This is a genomic window from Flintibacter porci (assembly GCF_041925195.1).
In the GTDB taxonomy this organism is placed as follows: domain Bacteria; phylum Bacillota; class Clostridia; order Oscillospirales; family Oscillospiraceae; genus Lawsonibacter; species Lawsonibacter porci.
In genome coordinates, this window is record NZ_JBHEVB010000004.1 from 259,260 (window position 1) to 273,257 (window position 13,998).

Annotated in this window: 11 protein-coding genes; 5 read left to right on the plus strand and 6 right to left on the minus strand. The window is 59.0% G+C overall.

Going from position 1 to position 13,998, the window contains the following annotated elements; all coding sequences use genetic code 11:
- Positions 1-7 precede the first annotated feature (7 nt).
- The 5 genes from ACEVJL_RS06240 to ACEVJL_RS06260 all read right to left on the minus strand — a co-directional run bounded on the left by ACEVJL_RS06240 (position 8) and on the right by ACEVJL_RS06260 (position 6,848).
- Positions 8-1,141, minus strand: a complete 1,134-nt coding sequence (locus tag ACEVJL_RS06240; protein ID WP_151075244.1) for an ROK family transcriptional regulator — start codon at positions 1,139-1,141, stop codon at positions 8-10.
- Positions 1,142-1,295: 154 nt separating this feature from the next.
- On the minus strand, positions 1,296-1,421 hold the full coding sequence (locus ACEVJL_RS06245; protein WP_325208075.1) for an S-layer homology domain-containing protein: 126 nt from the start codon (positions 1,419-1,421) through the stop codon (positions 1,296-1,298).
- The gene (locus ACEVJL_RS06250; RefSeq protein WP_374737216.1) at positions 1,418-4,237 is read right to left on the minus strand and encodes a fibronectin type III domain-containing protein; all 2,820 of its coding nucleotides are present in this window, start codon (positions 4,235-4,237) and stop codon (positions 1,418-1,420) included. Before ACEVJL_RS06250 ends, ACEVJL_RS06245 begins: the two co-directional genes overlap by 4 nt.
- A gap of 18 nt (positions 4,238-4,255) precedes the next feature.
- Positions 4,256-5,395 (minus strand): dockerin type I repeat-containing protein, encoded by a 1,140-nt coding sequence (locus ACEVJL_RS06255; RefSeq protein ID WP_374737217.1) that lies wholly within the window; start codon positions 5,393-5,395, stop codon positions 4,256-4,258.
- A 493-nt stretch (positions 5,396-5,888) separates the two neighbouring features.
- Positions 5,889-6,848 carry a LysR family transcriptional regulator gene (locus ACEVJL_RS06260; protein WP_374737218.1) on the minus strand — a complete coding sequence of 320 codons (960 nt, stop codon included), beginning with the start codon at positions 6,846-6,848 and terminating at the stop codon, positions 5,889-5,891.
- 181 nt (positions 6,849-7,029) lie between these two features.
- Here ACEVJL_RS06260 and rocF point away from each other — a divergent pair, with 181 nt between their 5' ends.
- The 5 genes from rocF (at position 7,030) to ACEVJL_RS06285 (ending at position 13,154) form a co-directional block, all read left to right on the plus strand.
- Positions 7,030-7,920, plus strand: a complete 891-nt coding sequence (gene rocF / locus ACEVJL_RS06265; protein WP_151075241.1) for an arginase — start codon at positions 7,030-7,032, stop codon at positions 7,918-7,920.
- Positions 7,921-8,055: 135 nt separating this feature from the next.
- Positions 8,056-8,835, plus strand: coding sequence for a polysaccharide deacetylase family protein (locus tag ACEVJL_RS06270; protein WP_151075240.1), 780 nt, complete (start codon positions 8,056-8,058; stop codon positions 8,833-8,835).
- 293 nt (positions 8,836-9,128) lie between these two features.
- Positions 9,129-9,788, plus strand: coding sequence for an L-serine ammonia-lyase, iron-sulfur-dependent subunit beta (sdaAB, locus tag ACEVJL_RS06275; RefSeq protein WP_110442238.1), 660 nt, complete (start codon positions 9,129-9,131; stop codon positions 9,786-9,788).
- Positions 9,789-9,801: 13 nt separating this feature from the next.
- Positions 9,802-10,677 (plus strand): L-serine ammonia-lyase, iron-sulfur-dependent, subunit alpha, encoded by an 876-nt coding sequence (sdaAA, locus tag ACEVJL_RS06280; protein WP_374737219.1) that lies wholly within the window; start codon positions 9,802-9,804, stop codon positions 10,675-10,677.
- Positions 10,678-10,757: 80 nt separating this feature from the next.
- Positions 10,758-13,154, plus strand: coding sequence for a glycoside hydrolase family 31 protein (locus ACEVJL_RS06285; RefSeq protein WP_374737220.1), 2,397 nt, complete (start codon positions 10,758-10,760; stop codon positions 13,152-13,154).
- A gap of 50 nt (positions 13,155-13,204) precedes the next feature.
- Here ACEVJL_RS06285 and ACEVJL_RS06290 read toward each other — a convergent pair whose 3' ends face one another.
- On the minus strand, positions 13,205-13,891 hold the full coding sequence (locus tag ACEVJL_RS06290) for a D-lyxose/D-mannose family sugar isomerase (protein ID WP_374737221.1): 687 nt from the start codon (positions 13,889-13,891) through the stop codon (positions 13,205-13,207).
- Positions 13,892-13,998 lie beyond the last annotated feature (107 nt).

The following is a 13,998-nucleotide window of genomic DNA, read 5'->3' on the forward strand; positions in this document are numbered from 1 at the left end:
GGAATGCTCAGAGTTGATTGACAAAATCGTAGAGAAAACGGGTGGCTGCACCAATACAGATGGAGCGGCTGTAACTGGGGCAGAAGGTGAAAAAGTCGGTCTGGTCGGACAGGGGGTCCAGCTCCCGGATGAGCTTGGCCAGCTGGCTGCGGTAAGGCGGCAGATACTGAGAGACCGCTCCCCCGATCATCACCGGGCAATCCAAAATCGTGTGGATGGTGGTAACCGCGGTGGCCAGGTCCTCCAGATAGTTCTTCCACAGCTCCTGATAGGGAGAGTTGCTCTGTTCCAGGCGCTGGAAGAACACCTCCAGAGTAACGTCCAAATCGTCGGAGATGCGGGCCGCGGAGCAGTAGGCCTCCAGACAGCCCTGGCGGCCGCACTCACAGCGGCGGCCTCCCGGATGCAGGCACATGTGGCCAAACTCAGCGGCCCGATGGCTGATGCCATCGTACAGCTGCCCACCTACCAGAATGGCACCGCCAACGCCTCGGCTCAGGGAGAGATAGGCCATGCTCTGCTGATCGGTGCGGTTCCACCACTCCCCAAATCCGCCGCAGTTGGCGTCGTTGTCCAACAGGGTGGGATAGGGAATGGCGCTGGTAAAGCGACAGGGCGTGGAGGTATGCACGCCGATGGTGGGAGCATATTCAATGGTACTCTGGTCCGGGCCGATGATGCCCGGCAGCGTCAGCCCCACGCCCAGCAGCTTGTCCCGGTCCAGATGATTTTCATCCAAAAATACCTCGATCAGTTCGGCCAGGCGGGCTCCATACTCCGCCGTATTGGAAAAGGGCAGAATGATTTTCTGATAGGCCACCGTCTCCTGGCGCAGATTTACCGCCACCAGGCGCAGATCCCCTCCGGTCAGCTCCGCGCCCAGGGCAAACCGGGCGTTGGGCAGGGGCGCGATCAGCCTGGGCCGCCGTCCGCCGGTGGAGTCGGTGGTGGCTGAGCGGTCAATCAGTCCCATCTCCGCCAATTCATTCAGGTTTTGAGACAGGGTGGGCAGACTCATGGACAGGCGAAACGCCAGCTCCTGCTTGGTGACAGGCTCCCAAAGGGTGATCAGGTGGCGATAGACGCGATTTCGATTCTGTTTGCGCACCTCAACGGTGGACAGTGGTCTGTGGGCGCACATCGTCGCTCCCCCTTACTTTTATAAAAGTGGTTTCATTATATCACAGGTCCCATTCCATTGTAAACGGGAGACAGCAAAAAAGCGGCCGGGATCGGCCGCTTTTTTGCTGCATTTATGGAGGATTTCCTTCTTTTTTTCCATATACAGGAGTCTTTTAGCCCTGTGCCTTGGAGAAGGCCGTCAAAATGACCGCCGCCTGGGCGCGGGTGGTGGAACCACCGGGAGCCAGGGTATCGGCAGACACGCCGCTGAACAGGCCCTGGGCCACGGCCCAGCTCATGGGCTCCTTGGCATATCCACGGGCACCACAGAGTAGGTGTAGGTCAGGTTGTTGGCGGCGCCCAGATCGTCCACATAGGTGCTCTCGGTGGTAAAGCCGATGACCACGTTATTGCGGCGGATCTCGTAGTCCAGGATCTTGTCGCTGTCGGTGTGGCTGATGGTCAGGGTAACCTTAGACTCATTGGCAGAGGCGGAGACCGTGGCGGAACCGCTGGCGGCGCTGCCGCTATTCAGGCGGTAGGTGCGGGAGGCATTATTGAGATACCAGATGGCACGGGACTCAGTCTGGTAGTCGTCCAGCATGCCCTTCACCTCATCGCTGAGGGTCATGCCCCAGCGGGTGAAGCACTCGGTGAGGTTGCGGTCAGCCACCTGGGAGGCGATGAGAGCCACCCGCTCGTCATAGGTGTAGCCGCTGTGTGCGCCGGACTTCCACAGCTTGAAGAACTGATTGTAGAAGGCCAGGGGCTGGGCAGCATTGTCATAGGCCAGGGGCTGGGCAGCATTGTCATAGGCCAGGTGGAGCTGCCAGTACATACCCAGCTGCACGAACACATTGTTGGCGGAGCCGGGGCGGCCCTGAGCCACCTTATTAAAGATGGTCTCCCAGCGTCCGTCCTCGGTGAGGCGGGTATTCAGGGCCATGGAGCTGCCGTCCCAGGCCTGGAGAGCCAGGGAGTAGATGTTGTTGGTGATCTCGGCCTTGCCCAGCTTGTCCATGTTGTGGCCGATCTCGTGGGCGATGCCCCAGCCGAACAGGCCGTTGGCCTTGCCCGCGCCGGTGACGGAGGTGGGCTTGCCCTGGACCAGAGCGGAAGTAGAGCCGTACTCCACGCCGATGTGGTTGCCGGCAGCATACATGAAGGCACCGGCGAACATGCGCATGTAGCGGATGTTTTGGCGGGTGGTCATGGGATACTGATAGCTGGTCAGGGTGGCATTGGAGTCAATGATGCCCTGGATCTTGTTGGCGATGAAGAGCTCCTCCTCCCAGGCCAGCACGTTCTGATACATGGCATTGACCATGGCGTCCTCATCGCTGCCCGCGCTCTTCAGGCCGGAAAGCACCTGGTCGGCGGGGAGGGACAGGAGCACGCTGGGGGTGGAGATCTCGGTGGCGTTGCGCACGTTGGTATTCAGGCCGGAGGTGGGCAGAGCAGCCACATAGGAGGACAGCTCCTGGACATAGGTCCGGATGGCGTCCTTGCGGGCGGACTCACCCATGCTGTACCAGTCGGACAGCTCCAGCACCGGCATCTCCCAGGCGTTGTTCACCACACGCACCTGGAGCTTGATCTGCTCGGGGTGGCTGCCGGAATAGGTGATGTAGAGAGGGCCGCCCCGGCCGCCGAGGCTTCCGATCTGCTGCACGGTAATGTAGTTGCGGCCGTTCTCCAGGGCCACAGGAGTGCCCTTCCACACGCCGGACTCGCCGTAGAACTGGGTGGGCACCACATAGACGGTGGCGTCACTGGGCAGCTCGGCGTAGATGGCTACGGTGGCGCCGGCCTGGGCGGTCACGCCCAGAGGCTGCAGGTCACTGGCGCTCTGGCCGGCGGCCTGATCGGCGGCAGCGGAGGTGCTGCGGCTCTGGAAGTCGTTCTTCACCAGACCCAGCGCATCGCTGTCCTTGTTCAGCAGGGCCTGGGCCAGCTTCAGCTCATCCCGGAGCTGAGTGGGATCCAGATAGTAGCTGCTCAGCGCGTTGAGGCGGGTGGTCAGGGCGGTGACGGTCTCCTGATCCACAGAGCCCTTCAGGGCAGTGAAGGTACCGTCGGTAAAGAGGTTGGCAATCTCCTCAGGCAGAGTATCGCTGTTATAGAAGGCGATCTCGGAGATGCTGACGCGGGGACCACCAGCCTTCTCGCCCAGAGCCAGAGTGATGCTCTTGACACCCTCGGTCTCGGGGAAGGAGATAATATAGTAGTTGCTGCCGGTGACGTTCACACCGCTGCGATAATAGGTCGCCAGAGTCTCGCCGCTCTCCCCCTTGAGGGTCACGGTGTAGTTATCAATGCGGTTTTTGTAGGCAGCATCCAGGTAGGGAACCACCAGCAGGTAGTTCACACTGTGGGTGGAAGCGAAGGTATAGGTGATTCTGCTGTTGTACCAGTAGTTGTTGGCAACCCAGTAGGTGTTAGGGTCGTTGTCCGTCAGGTCGGTCTTGACGTTGAACTTGGGGCACAGGTTCCGGTTTACGTTGGAGGGGTCCTGCATGACAATGGAAGTGATCTCCCCATTATCAATGCGTCCGTCGGTAGGCAGCGCCGGCAGTTCAAACCCTTCCTTGTTGGGAATGCCAGTAGCAATGGAAGAGAAAGGACCCACACCCTTATGGTTGCCCGCCTTCACAGCCACCTCGTAGGTGGTGCCGTTGGTCAGGCCGGTGATGGCAGTGCTGGTACCGGAGATGTTGCCGCCCCACTGGTTCCAGCTGTCCGTACCCTGCTCCCGGTAAAAGACCTGGTAGTAGGTGGCGTCCTTGGTCTTGCCCCAGCTGACGCGCAGGGCGCTGTCGGCAGCCTCCACCAGGATGTTGGAGGGAGCGCCGGGAATGCTGGCGGCCAGAGGCATGGCGGACAGGACGGCGGAGGGAGTGCCGGTCCAGTCGCCGTTGGTGGCGATGACCTGGAAGTAGTAGGTGGTGTTGTTCTCCAGGCCGGAAATGACGGTGCGGTTGGTATTGGAGGCGGCGCTCTGGTTCAGGGCGCTCTTATTGGTGCCGTACTTCACGGTGTAGCCGGTGACATTCTTCACGCTCTCCCACACCAGGGTGACCTCGCCGTCGCCCGCGGTGGCGGCCAGGCCCTTCACCTGGGTGTCCGCCTTGGTCTACTCGGACACGATGTCCTTGAGAAACTCGATCTGGGTGACGGTGGCAAACTCAGGTTTGTCACCGTCCTGGCCCTCTACCTTGGTCACGGTGATGGTGACCTTTTTCACGGCCACCTTGGAACCCAAGTTGATGGTAACCACGCTCTGGCCGGCGTTGCGGCTGATGGCGTACACTCCCTCAGGGGCGGCGGCATCAAAGAGGATCTCCATGGTCTTGACCTGGTCATCTTCCTCATACTCCACCAGGGCGGTGCCCGCCTGGATGGCGCCCTGCGCACTGGGAGAGGAGATGGAGATCTCACTCATCTCGGTGGGCTTGTCCAGGGTGATGGGGATGGAGAGCTCCTCCGCATCCTCGGTGGGCTTGAGGGTCACAACAGACTCACTGTCGGTAAACAGATCGGCCACATCACCATCAATCTCCAGGGAGTCACTCTCCACCTTGGGAGCCACGATGGCGGTGGTGGAGAGGATGCGGGGCTCAGCCGCCAGATCCATCATCTTGTTGACATAGGACAGATCAGTCACGTCCACCACCCCGTCGCCGTTGAGGTCGTAGGTGTCCAGTGCATCGGTCTGGCCCAGCGCATCCGACAGGGCGGCGCGGTCATCTGCATTCACAACCCCGTCGCCGGTCACGTCGCCCAGAGAGAAGGTACCGTCAGCGGTGCTCATGAGCACGTGCTGGGAGTAATCCTGCAGGATGACTTCGGTGGAGCAGTCGGCATAGCCGTTGCCGGTGACTTCCATATTATAAGTGCCCAGCGGCAGGCCGGAAATCACAGCCTCATAGGCGCCGATCTGGTTCTCGGTGGTCAGCTCCACCCCCTGGGTGTTGAGAGCCTTGACCGAAACAGACAGGCCGTCAGCGCCGGTGGCAGAACCGTTGTTTAGAGAGACAGTAATATTTTTATTGCTCCCTGTCAGAGTGAGCTGGATATCCCGGCTCTTTACCTCGTCCACCCGCTGGGGCAGATCAAAGCTCAGGGTCAGTGCAATGGAGCCGGTGGCCTGCTCTGTCTGAACAGAGTACTCCTGGCGGCTGGCCGAGGCAACGGTGGGCAGCCAAGCGGTACAGCTGGAACCTACCAGAGCCAGACTCAGCAGGCCCGAGGTCAGTCGTCGAAGCTGGTTCAAATCGTTCATCCTTTCCAATCGTTTGTTCATTGCGCGGTTAAGCCGCCCGTCCCAAACCCGGATGGGCTGGGGCCGACGGCCTTCACTACGCCGCATTATACTGGAAGCGCACACCAGTTTCAATGAAAAATTGGAAACAATTTTATTTTTGTTGCAGTGGTTAAAATGAACGTAAATACCCATCGCTTTTATGGGTATTTAGACGATGAAAAACTTTTCTTTCCTTCTGCCCAGCTTCCGCGCTGCAAAAAATTATTTCATTTATGTAATAATAATTACACAAATGTTTACATTTTGTTACATTTATTTGCAATTTATTTTTTGAAAATCTTTTTCTTCCCTCTTTTGATTTTTTGCACTCAAACCAGGAGCGCAATTGGGCTTTGCTTTTTTATACCAGTTTGTATGTTATGTCTTTTATCTGTTATCTTGCTGGATCGCCTGGAAATCACACTCGGTATTTCCAGTATAGACGCACCTCTTTCAAAGCGTGTTACGGCTTTGCTTGCTTCTTGTCCGGCGGAAGGATCAACAGGGACTGCTGGGCAATCTGTTCTTGCAGGATCTCAATAAAATCGGCCACATAAGGTGCCAGATAGGCGTCTTTCCGGCGCACAATATAGTAGTCAATAAAGGCATTTGGGTCGCCGGTCAGGAAATACCGGATGGGTTTATGATACGAAAAGTGCTGGATATACCCCAAGAAATTGAACGCCACACCCAGCTCCTCTGCCGCCATTTGGGCCGCGGACTCCAGATTTTCCACCGTATAATGGTGCAGCGGATGCACCCCCGCATAGTCCAGTGCCTGATCGGCGTATACCCGGATGGACTGTTCCGGAAGCTGCAGGATAAAGGTCTCTCCGGCAAGCAGAGCCAGGTCAAGCCATGGAAGGGTGCTGTTGGGAAGGGAGATGACTCTGTCCGCCAGCGGATGGGAGGGTGAGAGCACCGCCACCAGCCGGTCCCGGTAGAAGGGGATAAAATCCAGCACGGGAGACGGATGGGACTGATTGTTGATAATCAGATCTACCTCCCCCTCCAGCAGCAAATGGAACAATTCTTCCGAACTGCCTTCGTATAATTTCACATCAATCCCCGGGTGGAGAAGGGTCACCTCCCGCAGAGCGGCGGGAAGCAGATCGATGGTACGCCGGGGGTGAAGTCCAAGACGCAGCGCCCCCCGCTCCCCATGCTTTATGCTATCCAAGCGCGCCTCCCACTGGCGGTTGAGAAAGCACATCTCCCGTGCATACCGGATATAGATCTCCCCTACTTCGGTAGGCACAAATTTCTTTCCAAACCGATTGAACAGCGGCACCCCAAGGGAGTGCTCCAGCGTGCTGAGAAATACGCTCAGAGTGGGAGGCGACACGTTAAGGAACTCTGCTGCTCCTTTCAGACTCTGATAATTGGCTATAGCCAGCACATATTCCTGTTCCCGCAAATTCATAGTATACGCCCTTTCCGGATATAATTAGTTTTTATCTAATATTATATTAAAAATAATGTATTTGACACAAGCTTATTCATCAATTATTTTGTATGTACTGGTGTATATCGGAGAACATCTCCGAGCAAAGGCAGCGGCCGGCCCATCGGCCGTCGGATTCTGAACTTGAGGTGAAACAGCTATGGAGCGTATGATCGATCTTGTGGGCGTGCAGATGGATTTCGGCGCGTCCAAGCGGGGCGTCAATATGGGACCTACCGCCATCCGCTATGCCGGATTGTGCGAGGGTCTGGAACACATGGGCTTCCAGGTGGAAAACCTGGGTGATATTGTTCCCGCCCCCAAGGGTGCTACAAAGCCTACCCTGAGAAATTATGAGCAGGTGGTGGACGTGAACCGCCGGCTCTACCACACGGTATATCAGTCTTTGGAAAACGGACATTTCCCCGTGGTGCTGGGCGGTGACCACAGCATTGCAGCGGGCAGCATCTCCGCAGTCTCCAAGTTTTATGGTTCCATCGGCATTATCTGGGTGGACGCCCACGGCGACTGGAACAACGAGGAGAGCAGCCAGACCGGCAACATGCACGGCATGCCCTTCTCTGCTGTGTGCGGCTACGGTCCCGACTGTATGGTGGATTTCGGCCAGGGTCCCGTCTATGTGGATGTGGCCCATTGTGTCCAGATCGGTGGACGGGATATCGACACCCAGGAGCGCATCCGCATGAAGGAGGCCGGGGTGACCATCTTCCCCATCGATATGATCGACGAGCTGGGCATGGCGGAGGTCATGCGCCGGGCTATGGCGGTGGCCGGCGAGGGCACCAAGGGTATTCACCTGAGCTTTGACGTGGACGCCATCACCCCCGAGGCCGCGCCGGGCACGGGCACTGTGGTGCACAGCGGTCTCACCACCCGCGAGGCCTTCCTGGCGGTGGAGACCATCGCCCGCTCTCAAAAGCTGGTCTCCCTGGACATGGTAGAGGTCAATCCCATCCTGGACGAGCGCAACAAGACCGGCATTCTGGCCTCGGAGCTGGTCCAGTCCGCCCTGGGCAAAGTGGTATTTTAATCTTATGTTCCCTCTCTCAGCCCCACCGGCACACTTCGCCGGCGGGGCTGTTTTCATCCCCGGCGCTCCCTGCCGCATGTTTCCTCTTTCGATACAATATAGATGATTATAATCTGCTTTGGGGAGATGATCGGAATGAGAAAACCAATCCGTGCTTTTCACATCGTTCTCATGAGGAAGAGGTGGTGGACTGCCGCGGCATGTCTGTGTTTGGCCGCGGTCATGTTCTGCGTGGTCAATTACTATCCCGCCGCGGTAGGCGCTTCCGCCTCTGTGCGCCAGCTGCCCATCTACTGTGTCCAGCGGGATCAGAAGCTGATCTCCATTAGCTTTGACGCGGCCTGGGGCAACGAGGATACCCAGCAGCTCATCGACATTCTGGATCGCTACGGAGTAAAGGCCACCTTTTTTGTGGTGGGTTCCTGGGTAGATAAATATCCCGAATCGGTAAAAGCACTTTCCGACGCGGGACACGAGGTCATGAATCACTCCAACACCCACGCCCACTATCCTCAGCTCACCGCCGACGAGGTGATCGCCGACCTCAACGCCTGCAACGACAAAATTGAGGCAGTCACCGGGGTGCGGCCCACGCTGGTTCGGATGCCCTACGGAGACTACGACGACAAGTCGGTGCAGGCCGCCCGGTCCATCGGGATGGAGCCCATCCAGTGGGATGTGGACAGCCTGGACTGGAAGGAGATCCCCGCCGACGAGATCACCCAGCGGGTGACCAGCAAGGTAGGCCCGGGGTCCATCGTTCTCTTTCATAACGCAGCCCTCCACACCCCCGAGGCCCTGCCCTCCATTCTGGAACAGCTCACTCAGGAGGGCTATACCTTTGTGCCCATCTCCCAGCTGATCCTCACCGGAAACTATTCCATCGACCACACCGGGCGGCAGTGCCCGTGTTAAGCAGCGCTATTCTTCCCGGCCATAACTTCGATCCCATTTTATTTAAAAATACAGATACCACTAAAATTGTTTCCGATACCAGCAGTCTGTGTTATCATAATATTCTAACAACGAATGCAGCAACCTAAGACAGCAACACGATCTTAGCTTGCGTAATATCGATCTGTTTTCCTCGCTTATAAGCTCTTACATCAGAGCAAGCAAAACGCCGGAAGGTCCCGGTCCAAATAGGAACAAAGTAGAAATTGGAATTTTACCAAAGAGGGGACAGCACGCCCGTCAAGGAGGACGCTATGAACGTATTTGATATCATTGGTCCGGTGATGATCGGACCTTCCAGCTCCCACACCGCGGGAGCCGTGCGGCTGGGCCGGGTAGCCTGGAAGATCTTAGGGGAAGATGTGGTGCAGGCCGACATCCAGCTGGCCGGCTCCTTTGCCCAGACCTACCGGGGCCACGGTACCGACAAGGCGCTGATCGCGGGGATCATGGGGATGCACTCGGATGACGAGCGCATCCGCCGCTCCCTGGAACTGGCCCGGGAACGGGGCCTCGCCTTCTCCTTCCGGGAGGAGGATATCCCCGGCGCCCACCCCAACACCGCACGGATCTCACTGGTGGGAGAACACGGGGCCCGGGCTGTGGTCCAGGGGGCCTCGGTGGGGGGAGGCAACATCCTGATCACCCAGATCAACGGCATGGCGGTCTCCTTTACCGGGCAGTATAACACCCTGCTTGTGCTCCATCATGACCAGCCGGGCGTCATTGCTGCCGTTACCAACTTCATTGCTTCTTCCGATCTGAACATCGGCAACTTCCGTCTCTCCCGCCCCCGAAAGGGCGGGGAGGCGGTCATGACCATCGAGGTGGACGGAGACGTACCCGACAGCCTCATGGAATCTTTGCGCGGTCAGCCCCACGTGCTCAACGTGGTGCTCATCCGGGCCATTTAAGGGGGGAATCGCCATGCTGGAGTATACTTCGATTTCTGAGCTGTGCCAGGCGGCACAGGAGCAGGGCGTGAGCCTGTCCCAGCTGGTTCTGGCCGACCAGGCCCAGCAGATGGAGCTCTCCCCCCAGCAGCTGCTGGACAACATGCAGCACCGCTTTACGGTGATGCAGGAGGCGGTGCAGGCCGGGCTGGACCCGGAGCTGCGCTCCACCTCAGGGCTGACCGGGGGTGACGGCGCCCGCCTGTGGCGCTATGCCCAGAGCGGCGGCATTACCGGAGCGTTTCTCAACCGGGCCATCGCCCGGGCTGTGGCAGTGGCAGAGTACAACGCCGCCATGGGCAAGATCGTAGCCGCTCCCACCGCCGGTTCCTGCGGGATTCTGCCTGGAACCGTGGTATCCATGGTGGAGGAGGACCGCTGCAGCCGGGATGCCGGCGTGATGGCCTTGTTTACCGCCGGCGCGGTGGGCATGGTCATTGCCCAGAAGGCCTGCATAGCCGGAGCCCAGGGCGGCTGTCAGGCCGAGTGCGGCTCGGCGGCGGCCATGGCGGCCGCTGCCCTGGTGGAGTTGCAGGGCGGCAGTCCCGCCCAGGCGGCCCACGCCTGTGCCATTGCCCTGAAAAACCAGCTGGGACTGGTGTGCGACCCGGTGGCCGGACTGGTGGAGATCCCCTGCATCAAGCGCAATGTGGGAGGCGTGGTCATCGCCTTTTCCTCCGCGGAGATGGCCCTGGCCGGGGTGGAGAGCAAGATTCCGGTGGACGAGTGCATCCAGGCCATGGGCGCGGTGGGCGAGTCTATGCCATGCTCCCTGCGGGAGACCGCCCAGGGCGGTCTGGCCGCCACACCCACCGGCCAGGCCATGCGCCGGGCCGTCTTTGGAGATTAACCGTACCCATCAGCATTTCCCTTGCTTCTATCGGTATACCGTTTATACCAATGCAGACAAACGATAAGGGGGTATCTGTCTTGAATCCCATATACCATATCCAAACCACGCCCGCCGCCTGCCCGGAAAACATCGTCGCCGGGCAGCACTACCGCATCACGGTGCTCACCCAGGGCCTGCTGCGCCTGGAGTACAGCCCCGACGGAGTCTTTGAGGACCGGCCCACCCAGACCGTCCTCCACCGGGATTTCCCCAAAACCAATTTCCGGGTGCTGCACCAGGATGGACAGTTGGAGATCCACACCGACCGCGTGCACCTGGTGTATAACGAAAAGCCGTTCTCTCCCCAGGGTCTGAGCATTCAGGTGAAGGGCAGCCTCACCCAATACCACAGCATCTGGCGCTACGGCCAGAAGGCCAGCGACCTGGGCGGCACCGCCCGCACTCTGGACGAGGCCAACGGCGCCATTCCTCTGGAGAGCGGTATTCTCTCCCGCAACGGCTTTGCCGTGCTGGACGACAGCGCCTCCCAGATTTTGCTGGAAGACGGCTGGCTGGAGCCCCGGAAAAAGGGCATCCAGGACCTGTACTTCTGGGGCTATGGACACGACTATACCCAGGCTCTTCAGGACTTTTACCATCTGTGCGGCTCTGCCCCCATGCTGCCCCGCTTTGCTCTGGGCAACTGGTGGAGCCGCTACTACCGCTATACTCAGGACAGCTATCTGGAGCTGATGGACCGCTTCCAGAAGGAAAACATTCCCTTTACCGTGGGGGTCATCGACATGGACTGGCACCTGGTGGACATCGACCCCAAGTACGGCAGCGGCTGGACGGGCTATACCTGGAACCGGGAGCTTTTCCCCGACCCGCCCGCACTGCTGGAGGAACTGCACCGCCGCGGCATGAAGGTGACCCTGAATGTACACCCCGCCGAGGGCGTGCAGTCCCACGAGGAGCAGTATCTGCCCATGGCCAAGGAGATGGGGGTGGACTGGCAGGCGGAGGACCCGGTGGCCTGCGACCCCGCCGACCCCAAGTTTTTGGAGGCTTATTTCAAGTATCTCCACCACCCCTTGGAGGAGCAGGGTGTGGACTTCTGGTGGATCGACTGGCAGCAGGGAAGCCTGTGCAAGGTGGAAGGGCTGGATCCCCTTTGGATTTTGAACCACTACCACTTTCTGGACAGCGGCCGGGACGGCAAGCGGCCCATGACCTTCTCCCGTTACGCCGGTCCGGGCAGCCACCGCTACCCCGTGGGCTTTTCCGGAGACACCATTGTCACCTGGGAGTCTCTGAACTTCCAGCCCTACTTTACCGCCAACGCCTCCAACATCGGCTACGGCTGGTGGAGCCACGATATCGGCGGCCACATGCACGGCTACCGCAATGACGAGCTGGTCACCCGCTGGGTACAACTGGGCGTGTTCTCCCCCATCAACCGGCTCCACGCCTCCAACAGCCCCTTCCAGGGCAAAGAGCCCTGGCGCTATAAGGAAGAAGCACGGCAGGCGATGACGCAGGCGCTCCAGGAGCGCCACCGTCTGGTGCCCTATCTGTACACCATGAACTACCGCGCCTGGAAGGAAGGCCTCCCCCTGGTGGAGCCTCTCTATTACCGCTGGAGCGAGGCGGAGGAGGCCTATCAGTACAAGACCCAGTACTGCTTCGGCACCCAGCTGATGGCCGCCCCTGTTACCACGCCCCGCATCCAGGGACTGAACGTGGCCAAGGCGTCCACCTGGCTGCCGGAGGGGACCTGGTACGACCTGTACACCGGCATGGTGTACGCCGGCGGACGGACGCTGAACCTGTACCGCAGCCTGGACAGCATCCCCGTGTTGGCTCCCGCCGGAGCCATTCTACCCCTCACGGACGAGATCTCGGGCACCCAGGCGGCCTCCAATCCCACCTCCCTCCGCATCAAGGTGTTCGCCGGAGCGGACGGAGACTTTACCCTCTATGAGGACGACAACACCACCCAGGCCTATCTCAATGGGGTATGTGTCACCACCCCCATGACCTACCGTGAGGCGGACGACCGGGCCGTGTTCACCGTCCATCCCGCCCAGGGAGAACGGAGCCTCATTCCCGGCAAGCGCAGCTTCACCGTAGAGCTGACTGGCTTTGCTGACGCCGCCGGAGCGGTGGAGGTTAAGGTAGGCGAAACTGCGGCATCTGCCCAGACCTCCTACGATTCCTTCCGCCGTATCCTCACCGTTACGGTGGAAGATGTCCCCGTGGAAACCGGGCTGGAGATCTCTCTGGGTCTGGAGCACCGGAAGATGGACAACGATACCACAGAGCGGTGCTTCCGCTTCCTGGATCAGGCAGAGATCTCCTTTGACTTAAAGGACGAAATCTACCGCTGCATTGTCAAGGAATCCCGCATTCCTGTGCTGCTGGGTCAGCTCAACGCCCTGGAGCTGGACCACGACCTGTACGGCGCTCTGCTGGAAATCCTTACTGCTTGGTAAACATGAAAAAACCGTGGAGATCGCTTTTTGCGGTCTCCACGGTTTCTTTTTCAGTTCTTGGCTGCGGGGTACTCATTACACAACAGGCGGTAGGGGGCTTCGTCCTCCTCGATGGCGGGGAAGCGGCCCAGCTTCTCGTAGAAGCGGTTGTCGGTGTTGTCGTTGTTACACTGGCTCACCTCGCCCAGCAGCACCGGCCCGGAGCCGGGCTCCACCTCAAAGTCGTGGTAAAGGTACGGGTAGATGGTAATGCTCTCGCCGGGGGTCAGCCGGACCTGGCTGCCCGCGGGAACCACCATCTCCCGGCCGTCCACGTGGACATGGACCTCAGACTCCTTGTCCAGCTCCTCATCAGGGGTGGAGTTATACACCCGGATGAGCACGTTGCCGCCGCCCCGGTTGATGATATCCTCCATCTTGGACCAGTGGAAGTGCATGGGGGAGTACTGGCCCTCCTTGATGTACAGCAGCTTCTCGGCGTAGGTCTTGGTGTACTTGTCCATCTTCAGGTTGCCGTTGCGGATGGTGATCAGGGAGAAACCCATCTTGTCAAAGTTACCCATGCCGTAGTCGGTGATGTCCCAGCCCAGCATGTTGTCCCGAATCTCATCGTAGTCGTGGTCCTTCTCCTGCCACTGCTCCGGAGTAAAGTCACAGAAGGGAGGCAGAGCGAAGCGGTACTCCTTCACCATCTGCTCCATCTCTTTCAAAGCGGCGTTAATCTCACTGCGTTTCATGGTATGGTATCGCTCCTTTTTGGGCTGTTTTTCCTCTTTGATTCAGTGTATCACAAGCTGTTTTCCCTTGCAACGCCTTCCAATCAAGGATACCAAAACAACATACG